At 69.5% G+C, this 20915-nt stretch carries 20 protein-coding genes and 1 tRNA gene; 8 read left to right on the top strand and 13 right to left on the bottom strand.

Going from position 1 to position 20915, the window contains the following annotated elements; genetic code table 11:
* Positions 1-129: 129 nt before the first annotated feature.
* The 4 genes from BY998_RS19835 to oxlT all read right to left on the bottom strand — a co-directional run bounded on the left by BY998_RS19835 (position 130) and on the right by oxlT (position 4923).
* A complete protein-coding gene (locus tag BY998_RS19835) occupies positions 130-1710 on the bottom strand; it encodes an acyl--CoA ligase (RefSeq protein ID WP_110353431.1) in 1581 nt (526 codons plus the stop codon).
* A 2-nt stretch (positions 1711-1712) separates the two neighbouring features.
* A complete protein-coding gene (locus BY998_RS19830; protein ID WP_110353430.1) occupies positions 1713-2720 on the bottom strand; it encodes a 2-dehydropantoate 2-reductase in 1008 nt (335 codons plus the stop codon).
* A 104-nt stretch (positions 2721-2824) separates the two neighbouring features.
* Positions 2825-3601 carry a fumarylacetoacetate hydrolase family protein gene (locus tag BY998_RS19825; protein ID WP_110353429.1) on the bottom strand — a complete coding sequence of 259 codons (777 nt, stop codon included), beginning with the start codon at positions 3599-3601 and terminating at the stop codon, positions 2825-2827.
* Between the two features lie 11 nt (positions 3602-3612).
* The gene (gene oxlT / locus BY998_RS19820) at positions 3613-4923 is read right to left on the bottom strand and encodes an oxalate/formate MFS antiporter (protein ID WP_110353428.1); all 1311 of its coding nucleotides are present in this window, start codon (positions 4921-4923) and stop codon (positions 3613-3615) included.
* A 291-nt stretch (positions 4924-5214) separates the two neighbouring features.
* On the opposite strand from oxlT, the gene BY998_RS19815 reads away from it, so the two are divergent.
* A complete protein-coding gene (locus BY998_RS19815; protein WP_110353427.1) occupies positions 5215-5418 on the top strand; it encodes a CsbD family protein in 204 nt (67 codons plus the stop codon).
* Positions 5419-5551: 133 nt separating this feature from the next.
* Complete coding sequence (locus BY998_RS19810) at positions 5552-5932, top strand: CsbD family protein (protein ID WP_110353426.1); 381 nt, start codon at positions 5552-5554, stop codon at positions 5930-5932.
* On the opposite strand, the gene BY998_RS25100 is transcribed toward BY998_RS19810, so the two are convergent.
* Positions 5919-6050: a hypothetical protein gene (locus tag BY998_RS25100; RefSeq protein ID WP_280952924.1), complete on the bottom strand. Its 132-nt coding sequence runs from the start codon at positions 6048-6050 to the stop codon at positions 5919-5921. The two genes, BY998_RS19810 and BY998_RS25100, sit on opposite strands and share 14 nt — an antisense overlap.
* A gap of 377 nt (positions 6051-6427) precedes the next feature.
* Here BY998_RS25100 and BY998_RS19805 point away from each other — a divergent pair, with 377 nt between their 5' ends.
* Entirely contained in the window at positions 6428-7204 is a 777-nt protein-coding gene (locus BY998_RS19805; RefSeq protein ID WP_110353425.1) for a creatininase family protein, read from the top strand.
* 82 nt (positions 7205-7286) lie between these two features.
* Here BY998_RS19805 and BY998_RS19800 read toward each other — a convergent pair whose 3' ends face one another.
* The 3 genes from BY998_RS19800 to BY998_RS19790 form a co-directional block, all read right to left on the bottom strand.
* Entirely contained in the window at positions 7287-8564 is a 1278-nt protein-coding gene (locus BY998_RS19800; protein ID WP_181425574.1) for an alpha/beta hydrolase, read from the bottom strand.
* Between the two features lie 323 nt (positions 8565-8887).
* Positions 8888-8963: transfer RNA gene (locus tag BY998_RS19795), tRNA-Thr, on the bottom strand.
* A gap of 208 nt (positions 8964-9171) precedes the next feature.
* Positions 9172-11271, bottom strand: coding sequence for an EAL domain-containing protein (locus tag BY998_RS19790; protein WP_110353423.1), 2100 nt, complete (start codon positions 11269-11271; stop codon positions 9172-9174).
* 340 nt (positions 11272-11611) lie between these two features.
* Here BY998_RS19790 and BY998_RS19785 point away from each other — a divergent pair, with 340 nt between their 5' ends.
* Positions 11612-11977 (top strand): DUF167 family protein, encoded by a 366-nt coding sequence (locus BY998_RS19785; RefSeq protein WP_245421665.1) that lies wholly within the window; start codon positions 11612-11614, stop codon positions 11975-11977.
* Here BY998_RS19785 and cmk read toward each other — a convergent pair.
* Together cmk and aroA are read right to left on the bottom strand one after the other, a co-directional pair.
* Positions 11964-12626, bottom strand: a complete 663-nt coding sequence (cmk, locus tag BY998_RS19780) for a (d)CMP kinase (RefSeq protein ID WP_110353421.1) — start codon at positions 12624-12626, stop codon at positions 11964-11966. The genes BY998_RS19785 and cmk overlap by 14 nt on opposite strands.
* On the bottom strand, positions 12623-13984 hold the full coding sequence (gene aroA / locus BY998_RS19775; protein WP_110353420.1) for a 3-phosphoshikimate 1-carboxyvinyltransferase: 1362 nt from the start codon (positions 13982-13984) through the stop codon (positions 12623-12625). The genes cmk and aroA overlap by 4 nt, the downstream gene beginning before the upstream one ends.
* 312 nt (positions 13985-14296) lie before the next feature.
* Here aroA and BY998_RS19770 point away from each other — a divergent pair, with 312 nt between their 5' ends.
* Together BY998_RS19770 and BY998_RS19765 are read left to right on the top strand one after the other, a co-directional pair.
* The gene (locus BY998_RS19770; RefSeq protein ID WP_110353419.1) at positions 14297-14551 is read left to right on the top strand and encodes a hypothetical protein; all 255 of its coding nucleotides are present in this window, start codon (positions 14297-14299) and stop codon (positions 14549-14551) included.
* Positions 14552-14773: 222 nt separating this feature from the next.
* Positions 14774-15148 (top strand): TIGR02300 family protein, encoded by a 375-nt coding sequence (locus BY998_RS19765; protein ID WP_110353418.1) that lies wholly within the window; start codon positions 14774-14776, stop codon positions 15146-15148.
* A gap of 32 nt (positions 15149-15180) precedes the next feature.
* Here BY998_RS19765 and BY998_RS19760 read toward each other — a convergent pair whose 3' ends face one another.
* The 3 genes from BY998_RS19760 to BY998_RS19750 form a co-directional block, all read right to left on the bottom strand.
* Entirely contained in the window at positions 15181-15912 is a 732-nt protein-coding gene (locus tag BY998_RS19760; protein ID WP_110353451.1) for a ferredoxin reductase, read from the bottom strand.
* A gap of 13 nt (positions 15913-15925) precedes the next feature.
* Positions 15926-16531 (bottom strand): sulfite oxidase-like oxidoreductase, encoded by a 606-nt coding sequence (locus BY998_RS19755; protein WP_110353417.1) that lies wholly within the window; start codon positions 16529-16531, stop codon positions 15926-15928.
* Between the two features lie 188 nt (positions 16532-16719).
* Complete coding sequence (locus BY998_RS19750; protein WP_110353416.1) at positions 16720-17220, bottom strand: hypothetical protein; 501 nt, start codon at positions 17218-17220, stop codon at positions 16720-16722.
* Positions 17221-17577: 357 nt separating this feature from the next.
* On the opposite strand from BY998_RS19750, the gene BY998_RS19745 reads away from it, so the two are divergent.
* Both BY998_RS19745 and BY998_RS19740 read left to right on the top strand, forming a co-directional pair.
* The gene (locus tag BY998_RS19745) at positions 17578-19683 is read left to right on the top strand and encodes a TonB-dependent siderophore receptor (RefSeq protein WP_245421664.1); all 2106 of its coding nucleotides are present in this window, start codon (positions 17578-17580) and stop codon (positions 19681-19683) included.
* A gap of 32 nt (positions 19684-19715) precedes the next feature.
* Positions 19716-20912, top strand: a complete 1197-nt coding sequence (locus tag BY998_RS19740; RefSeq protein WP_110353415.1) for a PepSY-associated TM helix domain-containing protein — start codon at positions 19716-19718, stop codon at positions 20910-20912.
* The last annotated feature ends 3 nt before the right edge of the window (positions 20913-20915 follow it).

Genomic DNA, 20915 nt, shown 5'->3' with positions numbered 1-20915 from the left:
CGTGAATGAGAAAAGGGCCGGCGGTGCATCCGCCGGCCCTTTCTCGTTTTTCGCTGTCGGGATGAGCGCCCAAGCCTTGCTTGCGGAAGCGACCCGGGCACCGCGTCGGTGCCCGGGTCGCCCCGAGGTTCAGACCAGTCCGAGCTTCTGCGCCAGTCCGATCCGCTGGAGCTTGCCGGTGGCGCCCTTGGGAATTTCGTCGAGGATCAGGATCTTGGCGGGCACCTTGAAGGCGGCCAGACGCTCCGAGGCAAAGCCGCGGATGTCCTTTTCGACCGCCTCGACGCCCTCGCGCAGCACGATCGCGGCGGCGACATCTTCGCCGAGCTTGTCGTGCGGCACGGCGAAGGTGACGCATTGGGACACCGCCGGGTGATCCATCAGGACCTCGTCCACCTCGCGCGGGGAGATCTTCTCGCCGCCGCGGTTGATGATCTCCTTCAGGCGCCCGGTGATCGAGAGGTAGCCCTCCGGCGACAGCACGCCCTGGTCGCCCGTGCGGAACCAGCCCTGCCGCGTGAAGGCGTCGGCATTGGCCTTGTCGTTGTTCTCGTAGCCCTTCATCACGTTGTCGCCCCGGATGACGATCTCGCCGGTCTCGCCGGCGGGCAGCGGCTCGCCGTCGTGATCGACCACGGCGATCTCCGGACCGGCCGCGAGGCCGACCGAGCCGGCATAATGGGGCTTCGGCGGCAGCGGGTTCGAGGCCATCTGGTGGGCAGCCTCGGTCATGCCGTAGGCCTCGATCACCGGCGCGGAGAACGTCTCCTCCAGTTCGTTCATCACCTGCGGCGGCAGGGACGAGGAGGAGGAGCGGATGAACCGCAGCGGGTTCCTGGCGATGGTCTCCTTGTTGCGGGCGGCGCGGCCCAGGATCGCCTGATGCATCGTCGGCACGCCGGTGTACCAAGTGGGGCGCACCTCATCCATCCAACCGAAGAACTTCAGGGCATTGAAGCCCGGCGTGCAGGAGACCTGACCGCCCGCCGAGAGCGGCGCCAGGATGCCGGCGATCAGGCCGTGGATGTGGAACAGCGGCATGATGTTGAGGCCGCGATCCTCCGCCGTGAACTGCAGAGCGGTGCGGATGTTGCGCGCCGAGGCGCAGACGTTGCGCTGCGTCAGCGGCACGATCTTGGGCCGCGAGGTGGTGCCGGAGGTGTGCAGCACCAGGGCGATGTCGTCCGCCTCGGCGCGGCCGCCGCGGGCGGGCTCGCTCGTCGCGTCGTCGGCAAAGTGGAGGGTGAAGCTGCCCGCGCCCTCTTCGGGGGCAGGCCGGAGGCGGGCCACAGGCACGCCGAGCTTCTCCGCGACCGCGATCGCGGGCGTCTCGGAGCCCTCGGCGACCAGCAGGAGCTTGGCCCCGAGGTCGCTCATGTAGAATTCGAACTCGTCGGCCTTGTAGCTCGGGTTCAGCGGCGCCGAGGTGGTGCCGGCGGCCACCGCGATGAAGGCGCTCGCCATCTCGGGTCCGTTCGGCAGCACGATCGCGACGCGGTCACCACGGCCGATGCCGCGGGCGTTGAGGTCGGCGACCGTCCGCTCGGTCAGCGCGCGCAGGGCCTGGAAGCTCAGCGGCACGCCGCCGGGGCTCGACAGGGCGGGATCCGCGTCGGCGCCGGTCTGGATCAGCTCGTGGAGAGTGGTCGCGGCCACGTTGGCCTCCTTGGACTCGACGGGGGGAAGGGCGGAAGTTTCGGGCAGAAGCATCGTCACGCTCCCTGGATCGCGAGGCGACCCTGAGCGCGCTCCAGGCTCTGGGCCAGCAGCCGCATCAGGGCGAAGACGGTGTCGATATGCGGGGTCGGCGTGTTGGTGAGACGGCCGAGCTCGATCACGGAGCCGACCAGCGCCTCCAGCTCGATCGGGCGGCCTGCCTCCACGTCCTGAAGCATCGAGGTCTTGTGAGGCCCGACCTTCTCGGCGCCCGCGATCCGCTTGTCGATGCCGAGCCGGAAGGTGACGCCGAGCTTGTTCGCGATGATCTCGGCCTCGCGCATCATCTCGGCGGCGATCGCCCGGGTGTCGGGGAAGCGGCAGATGTCCTCGAGCGTCGCGTGGGTCAGCGCGGAGATCGGGTTGAAACTGAGGTTACCCCACAGCTTGAGCCAGATCTCGGCGCGGATGTCGTTGGTGACGGGCGCGCGGAAGCCGCCCTTGGCGAGCCGCTGGGAGAGGGCGAGCACCCGCTCCGACTTCGAGCCGTCGAGTTCGCCCAGGCCGAAGCGGTTGCCCTCGATCACCTTCACGGTGCCGGGGTCGGTGAGCACCGTGGCGGGGTACACCACCGAGCCGATCACGTGCTTGGGGTCGAGGTTGTCGGCGATCAGCCCGCCGGGATCCGCGCTCTCGAGTCGGGTGCCGGCATACTCGCCGCCATGGCCGCCCATGAAGTACCACCACGGGATGCCGTTCTGCATCGTCACCACGACGGTGTCGGGGCCGATCAGGTGCTTCAGATCCGCGGCGATCGGGCGGACCTGATGCGCCTTCACGGTCAGCAGCACGACCTCGTGCACGCCCGCCTCCTGCATGGAGCGGGTAGCCTTGACGGACTTGGAGTGGATCTCGGTGCCGTCCTCCTCGATCAGCCGCATGCCGTCGGCCTTGATCGCGTCCGCGTTCGAGCGGGCGATGAAGGTGACGTCCTCGCCGGCCTCCGCCAGCCTGACCCCAAGATAGCCGCCGATGGCGCCGGCGCCGACGATCGCGATGCTCATGTCTCTCACCCGTGCTGCGTGTCTCGCTCCGCCGGCAAAACCATCAACGCCCCTCGGGGCCAGTTTCGTCCGGACGCGGAGGCCACGTTCTCGTCAGTTGTCGTCTACTCGAACCGATTCGACAGCGTACCGATTCCGTCGATCACGATCTCCACCGTGGCACCCTTGGGGATCGGCCCGGAGCCGACCGAGGTGCCGCAGGCGATGACGTCGCCCGGCTCCAGCGTCATGCCCTGCGAGAGCTGGGCCACGAGCCGCGCCACCGGGATCAGCATGTCGCTGATGGGAAAGCTCTGCCGCTCGCGCCCGTTGACCAGGGTGCGCACGGTCAGCGTCGCCGGATCGAGCCCGGTGGCGATGACCGGGCCGAACGGGCCGAAGCCGTCCAGCCCCTTGGCCCGGGCCCATTGCGTGAAGCTCGCATCCGCCTTGAGGATCGCGGCGGAGGTGACGTCGTTCACGCAGGTGAAGCCGAAGACGTGCTGCGTGGCCTCCTCCTCGGTGAGGTCGCGAGCGCTCTTGCCCGGGACCGCGCCGATGACGATGCCGAGTTCACCCTCGTAGAGCGCCCGGCCCGAGGCTTCGGGCACCGCCACCACCGCACCGGAGGGCCGGTAGGTGTTGGCGGGCTTGATCAGGAACAGAGGCGCCTCGGGCCGGGAGAGGTCCAGCTTCTCCATGAGCCCCCCGAAGTTGTTCCACAGGGCGATCATCTTGGTGGGCCGGCAGGGCAGGTCCAGACGCACCGCGTCGAGCGGCAGCACCTGCCCCGTCGGGGCGTTCCGACCGAACAGGTCGCCCTCGCAGACCTCGATCCGGTCACCGTCGAGCCGGCCGAAGCCGTGCTCGCCATCATGGATGAATCCGATCCAGCGCGTCACGGCTGCGGTCCTCACTGGCTGCGGGCGACGAAGCGGGCGCGCATCGGCTTGAGCACGAAGAGCGCGAGGAAGCCGGCGATGAAGGCCATGCCCGAGGCGAGATAGAACACGTTCTGCCAGGAGCCGGTCGCGGTCTGGATCGCCAGGAAGGCGGGCAGCATCAGCGAGGCCGTGCCCTTGGCGGTGTAGAGCAGGCCGGCATTGGCGGTGGCGTTCTTGTCGCCGTAGGTGTCGGCGCAGGTCGAGGGGAACAGCGAGTAGATCTCGCCCCAGGCAAAGAACACGAGACCGGTCAGCAGCACGAAGGCCATCGGCGAATGGGCGAACATGCCGAGCGCCAGGATGCCCGCGCCCTCGACCATGAAGGCGAGGAACATGGTGTTCTCACGCCCGATCCGGTCGGAGATCCAGCCGAAGACCGGCCGCGTCACGCCGTTGAGGACCCGGTCGATGGTGAGCGCGAAGGTCAACGCCGGCAGGGTCAGGCCCATCAGCGAGACGGGGATCGAATCGACCTCGAAATCCCGGGCGATGGGCGCGAGCGACGCAGTCGCCATCAGGCCGCCGGCGGCCATCATCACGAACATCGCGTACATCAGCCAGAAGACCGGGGTACGCACCATCTCGGCGGAGGAGTACTGGCGGCGACTCGTCGCGTTCGGCGAGACGCGCCCGGCGAGCATCCGCTCCTTGTAGGCGGCACTCGGCGAGGAGAGCAGCAGCGCGGCGACCATCACGACGATGCCCTGACCGAGGCCGAAGGCGAGGAAGGTCTGCTCGTAGCCGCTGTCGCGGATCATCGCGGCGATCGGGATCACGGTGAGGGCCGAGCCCGCACCGAAGCCCGCGGCGGTGAGGCCGGCGGCGAGGCCCCGGCGATCGGGGAACCACTTGAGGGCGTTGCCGACGCAGGTCCCGTAGACCGCGCCCGCGCCGATGCCGCTGATGGCGGCGGCGAGATAGAGGAACCACAGCGAGTCGGCGACCGAGTTCATCGCCCAGCCGATCGCACACAGCGCACCGCCGAACAGCGTGACGACCTTCGGGCCGTACTTGTCGACGAACCAACCCTCGATCGGCACCAGCCAGGTCTCGGTGAGAACGAAGATCGTGAAGGCGATCTGGATCGCCGGCTTGCCCCACTGGTACTTGTCGTTGATCGGGTTGACGAACAGCGTCCAGCCGTACTGCAGGTTGGCGATCATCGACATGCACAGTACACCGAGGATCAGCTGCCCCCAGCGTCCACCGAAGGGTGAATCACCGGAGGCTGCGGAATAAGCGCCTGCGCCGGGCAATGGATCGGCGGCTTCAACGGCCATGGGGCGGACCTCAATCTCGACTTTTCTTGGCATGCCGGACTTCGTGTCCGGGCGAGCCTTTATGGAATTTTGGATACCGCATACGTAACCGGTCGGGCGCCGGACTCTGACAGGAAAATATTTGGCCGCTGCGCAGATATTTTTTGAACGTCAAACTCGTAATGCATTCATTATGCGGGCAGGTGCCACAGCACACCCCGTAACATAGGATTGGAACCAAGCCGTCCGCCCATCGTTCAGCTTGCCGAGCGCGCCGGCGAGCGGCGCAAGTGATCACAGCGGAGACGAGCGATGAGCAGCACCACCGACAAGCTCAAGGGCATCGCCAACGAGGCGGCCGGCAACATCAAGCAGGGCGTCGGCAACGTGACCGGCAACGAGAAGCTGCAGGCCGAAGGCAAGGCGCAGGAACTCGAGGGCAAGACCCAGCGGACCGTCGGCGAGGCCAAGGACGGCGTCAAGAACGCGGCGGACGCGGTCAAGAACAAGCTCTGAGGATCGTATCGATCACGCTTCGCGAGAAGCACGACGGCCGGAGCCGCACCCGACCGGGTGCGGCTTCTTCGTTTCGGGGTCCGGGACGATGCGCGGCGCGGCGAAACCCATTTTCACGAGACAGGGATCGGCCATGAACAGGGACCGGATCGAGGGCAACATCCGCAACCTCAAGGGACGAGGCCGCACGGTGCTCGGCGCCGTGTCGGGGCGAGCCCGGCCGCAGGTGGAGGGCGCCTACGAGCAGATCGCCGGCGTGGCGCAGTCTCGCTACGGCCGCACTCGCGAGCGGGCGGAGGAGATCTACGAGGAAGGCTACCGTTTTGCCGACGAAGCGGCCTCCCGCGGCCGGCATCTGCGCGACGAAGCCCAGACCCGCGGTCGCCAATATCGCGACGAGGCGCACCGGCGCGGCCGGGCCCTGGCCAGCCGCGCCGACGAGAACCGCGGCACGACGCTGGCCCTCGTTGCCGCGGCGGCCTTCGGACTCGGCTGGCTGGTCAGCCGCCGATGATCACGACCCGGCGGGGGCGGGCGGCGGTGGGCGCCCGCTCCCGCTTCCCTTCCGCCCTGGTGTCGTAGAGGACATGATCGGCGCGGCCGAGCACGGCTTGGCGCAGCCGCTCGGTCACGTCCTAGTCGATGCTGCGGTAGTCGCAGACCGCCCCTCCGCATCGGGCGGCGTACCGAATGTGCTCGCAGGAGGCTGGGTCACGGCGGTCAGATCAAGCTGAACCCGGACAGGTTGCGCGGATTTACAGGGGTTTTGAATAGTGAGCGGGTGATGCCGTGCGGGCCGGACAGCGCGAAGTGAAGCACCGCCTCGGTCCGCCGCCGGTTCGTTCGAGGCGCTGCGGTCATGACAAGGTCCTGGCGCGGAGGCCGGTTTCCGCTATCCCAGACCCGCATGCCCCGCGTAACGGCCTACCTTCAGGGCTGCCCAATCGACTTCGCCTTGTCCCGAACCGGACCGTCATCCCGGTCGAGCCGACACCCCGAGGACCAGACCATGCCGGCGCGATCCTGGCTCGACCTGACGACGGAGGAGATCCGCGCTCGTGACATGAGCCGGACCATCGCCGTGCTTCCGGTGGCGGCGGTGGAGCAGCACGGACCGCATCTCCCTCTGGGTACCGACACCTACATCGCGGCCGGGTATCTGGAGCGGGTCGCGCGGCTCGTGCCCGAGGGGCTCGACGTGCTGCTGCTGCCGGTCCAGGCAGTGGGCAAATCCGATGAACACGACGCGTTCCCCGGCACGCTGACCCTGAGCGCCGGGACCGCCCTGGCCGCTTGGACGGAGATCGGCGCCGGCCTGCACCGGGCCGGCTGCCGGAAACTCGTGATCGTCTCCTCGCACGGGGGCAACAGCGCGCTCATCGACCTCGTGGCCGGCGCGCTTCGCGATCGGTTCGGGATGGTCGCGGTGACGACTTCGTGGAGTCGGCTCGGCCTGCCCGAGGGTCTGTTCCCGGCCGACGAGATCCGCCACGGCATCCATGCGGGCGGCATCGAGACCGCGCTGATGCTGGCCCTGCGCCCGGATCTGGTGCGGCGGGAACAGGTCGCGGATTTCGAGCCCAGGACCCTGGCGATGGAGCGGGACTTCACGCTGCTGCGGGCCGGCCGCCCGGCGGCCTTCGCGTGGAAGACGCAGGACCTCCACCCTTCGGGAGCTCTCGGCGACGCCCGGCTCGGCACGGCGGAAGCGGGAGAGACCGCCCTCGCGCACGGCGCAGGTGCCTTCGTCACCCTGCTCGGCGAGGTGGATCGCTTCGAACTCTAGCGTCGCGTCCGAAAAAGGGGTTCCGGACCGGGACCCCTTGACCCGGCTTCTGCTTCGCTCGTCGGCGCGGGTTGGCGCCCGGTCAGAGCGGCAGGGCCGGTTCGAGACTGCCGGCGGGGTCGAGCACCCGCTCGCGGAGGCGTTGCGGCCCGAGTGTCATTGCGAAGAAGTCGTAGTCTCCGTGCCGCTCGTTCGCGAGCAGGAACTGGAAGTGCATGCGGAAGGGGCGGAAGCGCACCCGCCGGTAGGTCTCCGGACTCAGCACGTCCCGGAAGCGCGCCGAGCGGACCAGGGGATTGGCGACCGGCCGTCCGCAGAGGCCGAGATCGAGATGGCGCAGTGGATTGAAGCCCGGGAAGTTCATCCAGTCCTGCGGCGCCTGGAAGTCGCACCAGACGATGCGCCGATCCGTGACGAGTCCCGTGATCTCCGCCCGCAGACGGTCCGCTTTCGGCTGGAGGGCGACGAGGGGCAGGCCCGAACCCAACGTCACCAGCGACAGGCTCGCCCCCGACGCGCCGAGTTCGGAATCGCGGGCGAGCAGGCGGGCTGCGACCTCGGCCGCCGTCAGCCCCCCGGAGGAATGACCGACGATCATGATCTCGTCGGGCGCTTCGCCCGCCGCAGCCCGCGCCGCGAGGCAGGACTGAACGTAGCCCGCGAAGGCCTCGAGGCGCTGCTCGTAATCGGGCCGTCCGCCGCGGCCATGCTGCCAGTTGAAGACCCAATCGTTCAGCAACTGCCAGAAGAAGATGCGATTGAGGAAGGCTTCGATCGCCTTGATCCAGAGGATGCCCACCGCCACGGCCAGCGGGAGCGAGACCCAGATGGGCAGTCGGAGGCTGTGGCCGAACCAATCCCCGAGATGGGCGTAGACCGCGACCCCGATGGCGGCGGAGGCGAGGGTGAGGAGCGCCACCATCACGAAGGGGTAGAGGATGACGTTGCCGTACTTCCAGTTCAGCCGGTAGAAGCGGAACAGCAATCCGGTCGAGATGGATTGGAGCGTCCCGATGACGAGGAGCGCGACGCTGACGAAGCGGGAGCGGGCGAAGTCCCGGGCGACGATGTCGTCCCACAGCAGAACGTCGTAGCGGGTCTCGGCCCCCTGCCCCTGCTCGGGCGCACTTACGGTCCAGCTCTGCACGAGTCCGTCGCCGCTCAGCTGCGCGCAGGAGATCGCCCGCTTTCCGACGCCGAAGCGTTTGATGTAGCGGGCCCATTCACGCACGAAGAGCAGACGGTAACGGGTCCGCGCCTCCGGATCGTATCCCGGAACATAGAAGACGTGCCGGCGCCTGACCGGCTCGCAACGCGCCTCCTGCAGATCCGGCGGCGTGAAGCTCAGCGACTGTTCCATGCGTCCGAGTCGCTTATCCGAATTGGGAACCGTGGGAAGCATCGAAAACTGCAGAGGCTTTGCAAGATGAGCATCGCCGACTCCCCTCCTGCACCCTCATAAGTTACCAATCCAGAATTTCCATCCGGCCGGGAACGGGAAAGACCGCGTTGTCCAAATCCAAGATCACGATCGCGGGACCTTGGGGAAGCGACGCTCTGCCAGATGCCTGAAGCCGAGTGCCCATGGGCCGGTCCACCGCACCCGGCAGAGGCGGGACGGGTGATGGCGCCGACGAAATCGCGCCGACGAAATCTCGGAAGGATAGGTTCGGATGTTGGAGGTGGTGCCGGTTGCGGGACTCGAACTCGCGACCTACCGCTTACAAGGCGGGTGCTCTACCAACTGAGCTAAACCGGCTCACCGCAACCCGCTATCAGCCAGTTCGGGACGGCGCAAGCGTGGGAATGGATGCGCGGCACGCTCGTCACGGTCTTCGCTCAAATATTGTGCGCAATTGATCTTCGCCCGACCCCGGAAGATCAGCATTGAGACCGAGCCCAGCCGGATTGTCGGTCTCAAAGCATGGGGCGGTCCAGTATCGGGACGGTGGACGGTCGGATGCCGCTCAGGCGGCTTCGGGCTGTGCCCGGAGATCCCGCCGCTCATCGAGCGGGGCGGCGAGCAGCCTGGATCGGCGCGGTTTCATCGTGTCGGTGAAGCGGGCCTCTGCCTCCGGGCGGCCGAACAGGAATCCTTGCAGGTCCAGGCCGCGCTCCCGGGCGAGGAGCCGCCGCTGCTCCTCCGTCTCGACCCCCTCCGCCGTGACTGCAAGTCCGAGGCTGCGCGACAGCCCGATGATGGCGCGCACGATCGCGGTGGATTGCGGGTCCTGGCCCAGGCCCCGGACGAAGCTGCGGTCGATCTTGAGGCGGGTGAGCGGGAAGGTGTGAACGAAGCTCAGGGACGAGTAGCCGGTGCCGAAATCGTCGAGCGCGATCATGACACCGAGGCCGCGCAACTGCCGGAGCAGGCCCAGGGTGAGATCGCGGTTTTCCAGAACCGCCGTCTCGGTGATCTCGATCTCGAGGCGGTGGGGCGCCAGACCGCTCTCGGCGAGCGCCCGCTCGACCGTGCGGATGAAGCATGTGTTGCGCAGCTGCGTCGCCGAGACGTTGACCGCCACCATGAGATGGGCAGGCCAGCGGACGGCCTCACGGCAGGCCTCGGCCAGAACCCAGGCGCCGAGTTCCGGCATCAGGCCTGCCTCCTCGGCGATCGGAACGAAATCGGCGGGGGAGATCGGCGCGCCGTTCGGGCGGTTCCAGCGCAGCAGCGCCTCGAAGCCGATGGTCGCGCCGGTCCGGGCCCGGACGACCGGCTGGTAGTGGAGGACGAAGGCGCGGTCCTCCAGCGCCCGGCGAAGATCGGCCTCAAGGCTCGTCCGCGCCGCCGCGCGGTCGCCCATCGCCGGATCGTAGAAGGCATACCGGTTCGGCCCGCTTCGCTTGGCTTCGTAGAGGGCGAGGTCGGCGCTGCGCAGCAGCGTGTCGGGATCGGTCCCCGCCAGCGGGAACTGGGCGATGCCGATGCTGGCACCCACCCGCAGCGACAGCCGTTCGATCGCGTAGGGCTGGTTGAGGGCATCGAGAACCCGCTGGGCCGTACTGTCCGGCCCCTGCGCGTCGGCGAGCCCGATCATCAGGGCGAACTCGTCGCCACCGAGCCGCGCCACCACGTCCGGCGGACGCACCGCGCGCCGGAGCCGCCCGGCAACCTCCTGGAGCAGCCTGTCGCCCACCGCGTGGCCGAACGTGTCGTTGATCGGCTTGAAGCGGTCGAGATCGACGTAGAGCACCGCGCAGGGCTGCCCGGCTTCCGAGGCGAGCCGCGCGCTCAGCACCTGATGGAGCGTCGCGCGGTTGGGGAGGTCGGTCAGCGGATCGTGCCGGGCGAGGTGCCGGATCCGCTCCTCGAAGCGGCGCCGCTCGGTCACGTCGGCGAAGGTCGAGACCCAACCGCCATCCGCCAACCGCCGGGTCGTGACCAGCAGGATGCGATCCCGGTGCGCGATCTCCGAGACCGTCGGTTTGAGCAGGTCGAGATCGGGCCGCAGGTGGTCCGTCACGTAGCTGGTTGCGGCGGCCTCGTTGAGAGCGTCGCCCAGCACGCTCCGTATCGCCGCGCCGGTCAGCACGGCGCGGCCCGGCCGCAACAGAACCTCGTGCATCCGCTCGTTGGCGAGCACCACGCGCCCCTCAGCGTCGATGAGCGCGAGGCCCTGGGCCATGTTCGACAGGGCGAGATCGAGGTTGGCGAGGGCCGCTTCGAGTTCGACGGTGGCGGCCCGCCGCTCCGTGCAGTCGCGGATGATCTTGGCAAAGCCGATGAACAGGCCCTCGTCGTAGAGCGCGTCGATTACCACGTGCGCCCAGAACCGCGTGCCGTCCTTGCGCAGGCGCCAGCCCTCCGTCTCGAAGCGGCCGGTTTCCCGCGCCGTCCTGAGACCGGTCTCCGGCCATCCCGCCGCTCTGTCCTCGGAGGTGAAGAAGCAGGAGAAGTGGCGTCCCACGATCTCGTCCGCGGCGTAGCCCTTGGTCCGCTGAGCACCAGCGTTCCAATTGGCCACCGTCCCGTCGGGCGACAGCATGTAGATCGCGTAGTCCGCCACGCCTTGCCCCAGCAGGCGGTACATGATGTCGGCGTCGTCTGTGCGGTTCGGCATCATCAGCCCAGGAAGCCTTCCTGAACACGACTGGGAACCTACAAAAGTTAATTCTTGTTGCTTGCCAAATCGACACTGGAGGAGCCGACGGCACGTGCGATTGCGACACTCCCTGCCCTGAGGTTGCGCCGGAACGACGGAAAGCAACCCTCTCTTCTTGCCACCCTCGATCCGTGGATCGACCGTGAGTCCGAGAGGTGACGATCGAACATCCCGGAACGCGCGATCAAGATTGTGAGAGATGCCCGGGATCTTACCACCAAGCGCCGGCGCAGGTTCGATATCGCCCGTCTTCTCGGGCGATTCGCAGCCTTCAGGACCGGGGTCGATAGGAATACGCTCAGTGCCGACGCTCTCCAGCTTGCCGCGAAGCGATGCCGAACCGCGCCCCTATACGAGTGAGCCGGACGGCCTCACGCTAGCGGTGCGCCTGACGCCGAGGGCGAGCCGCACCGGTCTCGACGGCATCCGGACGGAAGTGGACGGGCGGCCGCTCCTCGGCCTGCGGGTCGCGGCGCCGCCGGTGGAGGGCGCGGCGAACGCGGCGCTCATCGCGTTCGTGGCCGGGAGCCTCGGGCTGCGAAAGGCGGAGGTGACGGTCGTCTCGGGTGCGGCCTCCCGGATCAAGCGGCTGCACCTCGCGGGCGATGCCCGCGATCTCGCCCTACGGATGGAGGCGTGGCTGGAAGGCGCCCTCAAGCAGCCTTGAGACGCTCGGCTATGGCGACGGCTTGCGCGAAGGCGGCATCGGCGTCGAGTTCGGTGGTGTCGAGCACCACCGCGTCCTCGGCCGCCTTCAGGGGAGCGGCGGCCCGGCTCGAATCGCGCGCGTCGCGGGCGCGGATGTCGGCGAGGATCGCAGCGAGCGTCGTCTCCTCGCCCCGGCCGAGCAATTCGAGATGGCGCCGGCGCGCCCGCTCCTCGGGAGCGGCGGTGATGAAGAGTTTGACCGGCGCCCCCGGGCACACCACCGTGCCGATGTCGCGCCCGTCGAGGACCGCGCCCTGCGCGCCCTCCGCGAACTTCCTTTGCCAGGACAGCAGCGCGGCGCGCACCTCCGGCACCGAGGAGACCCGCGAGGCCGCCTCGCCCATGGCCCGCTCACGCAAGCGTGGGTCGGAGAGCCGCTCGGCCGAGAGAGCGCCCGCCGCCCGTGCCGCCGCGCCCCCATCGTCGAGATCGGTACCCGCATCGATCAGGGTGAGCGCCACGGCGCGGTAGAGCAGCCCCGTATCGAGATGGGGCAGACCGTAATGCAGGGCCAGCCGCCGGGCGAGGGTCCCCTTGCCCGAGGCAGCCGGGCCGTCGATGGCGATGACGAGGGGGCCGGCGTGACGGCCGGTGCGACCCGAGTTCATGCCGCCGCCCCGTCCTCGATCCGGGCGCCGAGCGCCAGCATGGTCGGCCGGAAGCTCGGGAAGCTCGTGGCGATCATCGCCCCGTCATCCACGGTCACGGGGTTTCGCGTCGCCAGCCCCATGACGAGGAAGGCCATGGCGATGCGGTGATCGAGATGGGTGGCGACCGTGCCGCCGCCCGCGGGCGCCGTGCCGTCGCCCGTGACGATCAGGTCGTCGCCCTCGACCGTATGGGCCGCGCCGTTGGCGGCGAGGCCGGCGGCGACGGCCGCGAGCCGGTCGGATTCCTTGACGCGCAGTTCGTGCAACCCGTTCATCCGGGTCGTGCCCTCGGCGAAGGCCGCCGCGACGGCGAGGACGGGGTACTCGTCGATCATTGAGGGCGCCCGCTCGGCCGGAACCGAGACGCCCTTCAGCCGGCTCGCGCGCACTCGCAGGTCCGCGACGGTCTCGCCGCCCTCCTCGCGCTCGTCGAAGCGCTCGATCTGCCCGCCCATCTCGATCAGCGTGGTGATGAGGCCGGTGCGCAGGGGATTCATCATCACGCCGCGCAGCGTCACGTCGGAGCCCGGCACGATCAGCGCCGCCACGAGGGGGAAGGCCGCCGAGGAGGGATCGGCCGGCACGACCACGTCGGTGCCGCGCAGGGTCGGCTGGCCGGTGAGCGCGATGGTGCGGCCGTGGCCGCCCTCCCCCGAAGGCGTCACGGCGACCTCCGCCCCGAACAGGCGCAGCATCCGCTCGGTGTGATCGCGGGAGGCTGCGCCCTCGATGACGGTGGTGGTGCCCGGGGCATTGAGGCCGGCAAACAGCACCGCCGATTTGATCTGCGCCGAGGCGACGGGCAGTTCGTAACGGATCGGGATCGCCTCGCGGGGCCCCTTCAGCGTCAGCGGCACGCGCCCGCCCTCGGCCTCCGAGACGACCTGCGCGCCCATCTTCACGAGCGGATCGAGGATGCGCCGCATCGGCCGCTTGCGCAGGGAGGCGTCGCCGTCGAAGGTCGCGGTGACCGGCTGGCCGCCGACCACGCCCATCATCAGCCGCGAGCCGGTGCCGGCATTGCCGAAATCGAGCACGTCCTCGGGGTCCTGCATCCCGCCGATGCCGACGCCGACGACGCGCCAGCGGCCCTCGCCCTCGCGGGTGACACGGGCACCGAGGGCCCGCGCGGCGGCGGCGGTGCGCAGCACGTCGTCGCCTTCGAGAAGGCCCTCGACCCGGGTCTCGCCGATGGCGAGCAGCCCCAGGATCATCGCCCGGTGGGAGATCGACTTGTCGCCGGGCGGCTTCAGAGACCCGTGCAGGGGCCCTCCGGAATGCGCGGTGACGGGCTGCGGTTCGGAATCGTGCGACACGGGACGGGTCTGGGGCTCACGCTCTGCGCCAGGGCGCTCCGGCGCCGACGGGACGACGCGGACCGCCCGCCGGAACAACCCGGTGCGACGGGCGCCCGTTACCATGCGAAGGCCCCCGCGTCATCCGCAAGCCCGGCGGGGACCCGAGCCGCCGACCGCCGTTTCGTCCGCATCGGCGCACCGCGCGGAGCCGCCCACAGGCCGTGACCGCCTCTGCCACTTCGACCTTGTGCGGCCGGGAAAACCGCGCAAAGACCCCGGTCACCCGCGCTTGAAGCTCGACTTACCGAAACATATGTTTACACCAGAGATATGACGCCCGTGAATCAGTGCCTGCGCAAGGTCGGTCACGTATCTGCCGGAGTCGATCCGACGACGGTCAAGCGCATCTGCGAAGCCCTCGACGAGTTGGAACGAGCCTATCGCCGGCCGAGCGAGCGCATCGTCGCTCTCGAAGCGGTGCTGCACGATTTCGGCCGGTACGGGTCGGTGAACGACACGCCCTTCCGCCGCTTCCTACGGATCAGCGTCGAGCGCCGTCAGAACAAGTGGGCGCGACACGTCTGACGGCATGCGCCATCGGCGTCCGGCCGATCGGCTTCCATCCCATCGCCCATCAGGCTGCCGCATCAACGATTGGCCCCGGCTGCCGGCGAGCCGCTCCCGGACCGCGCGTCGGCGACTTGGGGCTTGACGGCGACTTGGCGTTTGACATGGGCGGAGGCTGCGACTAACGGGGCCGCTCTCCCGGACCCTTTCCCTCCTCAATGCCCCCAGAGGTTTGCTGCCGTGGCTAGACCGGAACTCGGCGTCAAGCGCCAGTGCATGAATTGCGGTGCCAAGTTCTACGATCTCGACCGTGATCCGGCGACCTGCCCGAAATGCGGCACGATCTATCAGGTCGCCACGAGCCGGGTCGCCCCGCCGGTCGCCAGCCGGACGGAGGACGACGAGGAAGAGGACGAGAAGGCTGGCCCGGAGATCGTCTCCCTCGACGAGGCCGAGACCAGCGAGGACGATGCCGACATCAGCGTCGACGACGACGAGGGCGGCGACGACGCCAGCACGAGCACGGACGACGATACCTTCTTGGAGGAAGAGGACGGCGACGATGACGTCTCCGACCTGATCGACAACGATTCCGACAACGACGAGGAGGGCTGAGGCCCACCCCATCGGCGGCCGGCCCGCACGGGTCAGCCGCCGAACCGCTCGGTGCGGATCGCGCCGGGCCTGACGCCGGCATCGACCAGCAGGTCGGCCACCGTGCCGACGAAGCCGTTGCCGCCGCAGACGAAGGCGCGGCGCGGCATGCCGAGGCACTCGATCGCCGTGTCGATCATCACCCGGTCGATGCGCCGCCCGGCGGTCGCCCCCTCGCGGGTGAGGAGCAGGGTGAGGTCGAAGCCGGTCTCGTCGCGGGAGCGGGCGGCCAGTTCCGCCCGGGCGATGGCCTCGGAGGCGCGGCGCGCCGAGTAGATCAACAACATCGGCACGTCGGGCGCGCGCAGGGCGCGTTCGCGCACCATGGCGAGCAGGGGCACGACCCCGGACCCGCCGCCGATCAGCAGCACCGGCCCGCCATCCTGCGGCCCCCAGTCGAAGGCACCGAGCGGGCCGCGCAGCTCGATTTCGTCGCCGACCTCGGCTGTGTCGTTGAAGAAGCCCGAGACCTCGCCCGCCTCCAGCCCCTCGATCATCAGTTCGAGGCCGGCGGGATCGCCGGGCGCCGAGGCGATGGAGTAGCTGCGCTGCGCCTGATAGCCGTCGGGTGCGGTCAGGCGCACGTCGACGTGCTGGCCGGCCCGGTGGGGCCGCTCGAAGGGCGTCGGCAGGGGCGCGAATCGAAAACTCTTCACCCGCGGCGTCACGGGCGCGATCGACCGGATCGTCGCGGCGCGCCAGCGCGAGGGAGCGCCGCCGCTCACGGGGCGGGTGTCCTCAATCGCCACTGAAGCGCTGCTCGCGCCAGGGATCGCCGTACATGTGGTAGCCGCGCAGCTCCCAGAACCCGGCCTCGTCCCGCTCCGTGAAGCGCAGGCCCTTCACCCATTTGGCGCTCTTCCAGAAATAGAGATGCGGCACGAGCAGGCGCGCCGGACCGCCGTGATCGGGCGGGATCGGCTGGCCGTCGTAATGGGTCGCCACCATCGCCTTGCCCTCGGTCAGATCCGCGACCGGGATGTTGGTGGTGTAGTCGTCGTGGCCTTCCGCCAGCACGAAGCCCGTGGGCGCCACGAGGCCGGCCGCCGCTAGGACGTCGTCGAAGCTCACGCCCTCCCAGGCGGTGTCGAACTTCGACCACTTGGTCACGCAGTGGATGTCGCCGCGCCAGCGGGTGCGGGGCAGTTCCGCGAACTCCTCCCAGTTCCAGCTCGCCAGCGGCCGGGAACCCTGACGCAGGGTGAAGCGCCAGCCCTCGGTCGAGACCCGCGGCGTCGGCCCGAGCTGGAGCACGGGAAAGTCGTCGGTCAGATACTGGCCGGGCGGGAGCCGCTCGCGGATTCCCGCCTCCGGGGGCCGCCCGGTGAAGCCTCGCGTCGCCATGCCCTTCTCCGTCGACCCTTCGTATCGGCCTCGAGGCCGACATTCTTGCCGCAACGCCGCTTCGTCCGACAGGCCCCTCAGGCGCCGCAAACGGGGCTTGCCCCCAAAGCGTTCCCGCGTCCCGGCCATGCTTTGCCGGCAAGCGGCGGCGACGCAACCCGTCCGGCAGCGCCTCCCGGGAGCCGCAATCAGGCCGGCCGGGGCGGATCGGACCGCGGAAGCCGCAGGATCCGGGGCCGCCAGATGCCGAGCACGACGTTGACCACCGCGACGGCGAGGATCACCCAGAGCGTGTTGCGCTCGGCCGCGAGCGCCCCGGTAAGGGTAGCGGGGTCGAGCTGCCCGGCGAGGGCGGCGGCGCTGCGGCGGGCCTCCTCCTGCATCGGCCCCTGGATGCCGACGAAGCCGCCCTCGAATACCAGCACACCGGTGGCGAGCTTGACCCAGGCCCAGCCCGCCTCGCGAAACCCCGGGTGGAGCGCAACGGCCAGCAGCCCGGACACCAGCGTCAGGCCGAGGGAGGGCAGGAAGATCCAAGTGGCGACCGCCCCCATCGCCCCGCGCATCAGCGCGTAGCCGGCCAGCGAGGACGGCGGAGGGGTCAGGCTCAGGAGCACGATGAAGCAGGCCATCGCTCCCATCAGCCCGACCGCGCCCATGGTGTGGAGAAACTTGAGAAGGCGTCGCATGTCCGGTGCGCCCCGCCCTGGCCTTCGTCTCGAGGATCGGAGACGCGACGATCGTCCATTGTAGACGCGATGGCGGACAGGGGGCGAGGGCGGGCCGGCACAAGCGTTCGTGAGCCAGTTCTTCTTTAGAAGAATGACAAATTGTTGTCTGATCGCAACGCCTTACATGCGATGGGCAGCATCCCGGGAAATCGTTGGGCGGACGCTTGCCGTTACAAAAACATCCTATGTAAAGGCCCCCGACCGGTCATGGAGCGCCGGCTTCGGATCGGAACGGCGATGGGCAAGGCAGCGCGGGGAACGGATCGCCGCGACGGGGACGGAGCCGTCGTTCTCCTCGCCCGAACCGGCTTGTCCATGGCTCTTCTCTCGGCCTGGCCGCTGGGCCTGCGCGCGCAGACGGTCGCGCCGGAGGCGGGCGAGACCGTCCTGTCCGAACTCTCGGTGACGGGCAGCGGCGAGCGGGCGAGCGGCCCGGTGGTCGGCTATCGGGCGACGCGCTCGGCGAGTGCCACCCGGACGGACACCGCCCTGCGCGACGCGCCGCAATCGGTCCAGGTCGTACCCCGCGAGGTGCTGGTCGATCAGCAGGCGGTCCGCCTCACCGACGCGCTCACCAACGTCAGCAACGTTCAGCCGGCGGGCACGATCCAGGGCCGCTCCGACACCTACATCCTGCGCGGCTTCCGCACGCAGACCTACGCGATCGACGGCCTGCTGATGAACCCGGCCAACTCCTTCCAGCCGACGCAGCGGGATCTCGCCAATGTCGAGCGGATCGAGGTGCTCAAAGGCCCGGCCTCCGTCCTCTATGGGCAGGGCGATCCCGGCGGCCTCATCAACATCGTGACGCGCCAACCGACCTTCACGCCCACCGCCGACCTCACCGTGCAGGGCGGCTCCTACGGCTTCCGGCGTGTGCAGGGCTCGGTCTCGGGAGCGATCCCGAGCGTGGAGGGGCTTGCCGCCCGCTTCAGCTTCGGCACGCAGAACGACGCGACCTTCCGCGATTTCGGCGGCCCGGAGAATTCCCGCCACTTCTTCGCGCCGGCCTTCTTCTGGAATCCCGACCCGTCCACCCGCGTCTACCTCAACGCCGAGTTCAGCCGCCAGCACAGCCAGTACGACGAAGGCCTGATCGCTTTTCGCGGCCGGGTCCCGCTCGACAACATCCGCCGCTACTACGGCGAGCCGTGGTCCCGCTATTACGGCGAATCGAACATGATCACGCTGCTCGCCGAGCACGACGTGAACGAGAACCTGACCCTGCGGCAGGCCATCAACGGCCAGTGGGGCGCCTTCGACGCCCTGGCGACCCGGGCCACCGGCGTCAACGCCGCCGGCACCACGGTGACGCGCCGCCTCACCGAGACCGACTCGATCTACCACTCCATCGACAGCCGGACCGAGGCGCTCTGGCGCTTCGAGGACCCGTTCGGCTTCCGCCACACGGCGCTGGCCGGTTTCGAGATCGTGGACGGCTTCCGCCATCCCCTCACCACGCAGGGAGCGGCGACGTCGGTCTCCTTCCTCAACCCGATCCGGGGGTCGGTGCCGCAGATCGGCACGCTCACCCTGCAGAGCGACCTGCGCCAGAAGCTCCACCTGTTCGGGGTCTACCTGCAGGACCAGATCGAGTTCTTCCCCGGGCTGCAGCTCGTGTTCGGCGTACGCCTCGATACCGCCAACCAGCTCTACTTCCAGCGCACGCCGACTACGCGGGCGATCCCGCCGGAGCAGAATCTCACGGGCACCTCGCCGCGGGTCGGTCTCGTCTGGCGGCCGCTGGAGCCGCTGACGCTCTACGGCAGCTACACGACCTCCTTCACGCCGCAGACCGCCAACGTCCTCGACGTCGCGACCCCGCCCCCGGAGACCGGCGAGCAGGTGGAGGTGGGCGCCCGCTTCGACCTGATTCCCGACCAGCTCACGGTCAGCGGCGCTGCCTTCCGCATCCTGCGGGCGAACGTCGCCGTCGCCGATCCGGTCAATACCGGCTTCTCGATCATCACCGGCGAGCAGCGCTCGCAAGGGTTCGAGGGCGACATCGCGGGCGAGATCCTACCGGGCTGGAAGGTCATCGGCGGCATCGGCTACCTGGATGCGACGGTGACGAAGGATTCGACGGTCCCGGTCGGCAACCGCCTGCCCGCGGCGCCGGTCTTCAGCACCAGCCTGTGGTCGACCTACCAGTTCCAGGCCGGCCCCTTCCGGGGCTGGGGCTTCGGCGCCGGCGTCACCTATGTCGGCGAGCGCTTCGGCGACATCACCAACACCTACAAGGTCGGCGCCTATGCCCGGCTCGATGCGGCCCTGTTCTACGAACTCGACCCGACCTGGCGCTTCGCCGTGAACGGCCGCAACCTGACCGACCGGCGCTACATCGAGCAGCCCTTCAATCAGTTCAACAACCTGCCCGGCGCCCCCCTGACGGTGCTGGCCAGCCTGACCGCACGGTATTGAGGACAGCCGAGATCGGATCTCCCCGGAGCGACATGCCGCGCGCCCTCCCCTCCCTCCGCACCCTCTTGTTTCGCCTGCACTGGGCGCTCGGCCTCACCGCCGGGCTCGTGCTCGCGCTGATGGGCGTGACGGGGGCGCTGATGAGCTACGAGGAGGCGGTCATCGCCACCGCCAACCGCGACCGCTTGGCGGTGGCGGTGCGGGACGGGCTGCCCGGCCTGGCGCCGGGTCCGCTGGCGGCGCGAATCGAGGCGCAGGCGCGGGAGGCCGGGCAGGAGCGGCGGGTCGCCGCCCTGACCCTGGCGAACGATGATCCGGGCCGGAGCGTCGTGGCCCGCTTCGCCCGGCCGCGGGCGGGCGGCGAGCGTCCGCCCTCGGTCTACGCCGATCCCTACGACGGAACGGTGCTCGGCCCCATGCGGCTGGAAGCGGCCTTCGCCACGGTGGAGCACCTGCACCGCTGGCTGCTGATCCCCGGTGAGGGCAAGGGCTGGGGCCGCACGCTCACCGGAGCCTGCGCCCTGGCCCTTCTCGTCTTCCTCGGCAGCGGCCTCTTCCTGCGCTGGCCGGGACGGCACGGCTGGCGGGTCTGGCTCCGGCCGAACCTCGCCCGGCCCGGCCGTGCGCGCTGGTGGTCCCTGCACGCGGTGATCGGCACGTGGCTGCTGCCGGTCTATGCCATCCTCGCCCTGTCGGGGCTGTGGTGGTCCTACGAGGGGTATCGCGCCGGCGCCACCTGGCTCCTCACGGGGCAGTTTCCCGAGACGCGCCCCGCCGGGCGGATGCCGGAACGCAAGGCCCCCGACCTCGGCCCCGACGGTTCACCCGCCGTCGATGCGGCCTGGGCGGCCTTCTCGGCCACGCACGCGGCACGGCTCGTCACCGTCACCCTGCCGGCACCCGAGACGGCAACGATCCGCATCCGCTGGCACGCCGCGGAGGGGAGCCCACGCAACGAGGCCACCTACGACGCCCGAACCGGCGCGCTCGTCACCGACCGGCGCTCCGACGAAGCGGGACTCGGCACCCGCATCGCTCAGAACATGCTGGAGGTGCATCGCGGCCGCTTCTTCGGCGCTCCCGCCGCGCTGCTGTTCTGCCTCGCCGCCCTGGCGATGCCGGGGTTTTTCGCGACCGGCGCGACGCTCTACTGGCTGCGCCGCCGGGCGCGGCGGCGTCGGATCGCCGAGAATCCGGCGCGGTCGGTGGAAGCGGTGGGACGGAGCTGAAGG

Source organism: Methylobacterium sp. B4, from assembly GCF_003201865.1.
Taxonomy (GTDB): domain Bacteria; phylum Pseudomonadota; class Alphaproteobacteria; order Rhizobiales; family Beijerinckiaceae; genus Methylobacterium.
The sequence above is the reverse complement of the archived record's forward strand: the minus strand, read 5'-3'. Positions and strand labels throughout refer to the sequence as shown.

What these genes read in the sequence shown, in the direction of transcription:
- BY998_RS19835 (WP_110353431.1), bottom strand. Translation starts at nt 1,710, where the DNA reads ATGCTTCTGCCCGAAACTTCCGCCCTTCCCCCCGTCGAGTCCAAGGAG.
- BY998_RS19830 (WP_110353430.1), bottom strand. Translation starts at nt 2,720, where the DNA reads ATGAGCATCGCGATCGTCGGCGCCGGCGCCATCGGCGGCTATCTTGGG.
- oxlT (WP_110353428.1), bottom strand. Translation starts at nt 4,923, where the DNA reads ATGGCCGTTGAAGCCGCCGATCCATTGCCCGGCGCAGGCGCTTATTCC.
- BY998_RS19815 (WP_110353427.1), top strand. Translation starts at nt 5,215, where the DNA reads ATGAGCAGCACCACCGACAAGCTCAAGGGCATCGCCAACGAGGCGGCC.
- BY998_RS19810 (WP_110353426.1), top strand. Translation starts at nt 5,552, where the DNA reads ATGAACAGGGACCGGATCGAGGGCAACATCCGCAACCTCAAGGGACGA.
- BY998_RS19805 (WP_110353425.1), top strand. Translation starts at nt 6,428, where the DNA reads ATGCCGGCGCGATCCTGGCTCGACCTGACGACGGAGGAGATCCGCGCT.
- BY998_RS19800 (WP_181425574.1), bottom strand. Translation starts at nt 8,564, where the DNA reads ATGGAACAGTCGCTGAGCTTCACGCCGCCGGATCTGCAGGAGGCGCGT.
- BY998_RS19790 (WP_110353423.1), bottom strand. Translation starts at nt 11,271, where the DNA reads ATGATGCCGAACCGCACAGACGACGCCGACATCATGTACCGCCTGCTG.
- cmk (WP_110353421.1), bottom strand. Translation starts at nt 12,626, where the DNA reads ATGAACTCGGGTCGCACCGGCCGTCACGCCGGCCCCCTCGTCATCGCC.
- BY998_RS19770 (WP_110353419.1), top strand. Translation starts at nt 14,297, where the DNA reads ATGACGCCCGTGAATCAGTGCCTGCGCAAGGTCGGTCACGTATCTGCC.
- BY998_RS19755 (WP_110353417.1), bottom strand. Translation starts at nt 16,531, where the DNA reads ATGGCGACGCGAGGCTTCACCGGGCGGCCCCCGGAGGCGGGAATCCGC.
- BY998_RS19750 (WP_110353416.1), bottom strand. Translation starts at nt 17,220, where the DNA reads ATGCGACGCCTTCTCAAGTTTCTCCACACCATGGGCGCGGTCGGGCTG.
- BY998_RS19745 (WP_245421664.1), top strand. Translation starts at nt 17,578, where the DNA reads ATGGCTCTTCTCTCGGCCTGGCCGCTGGGCCTGCGCGCGCAGACGGTC.
- BY998_RS19740 (WP_110353415.1), top strand. Translation starts at nt 19,716, where the DNA reads ATGCCGCGCGCCCTCCCCTCCCTCCGCACCCTCTTGTTTCGCCTGCAC.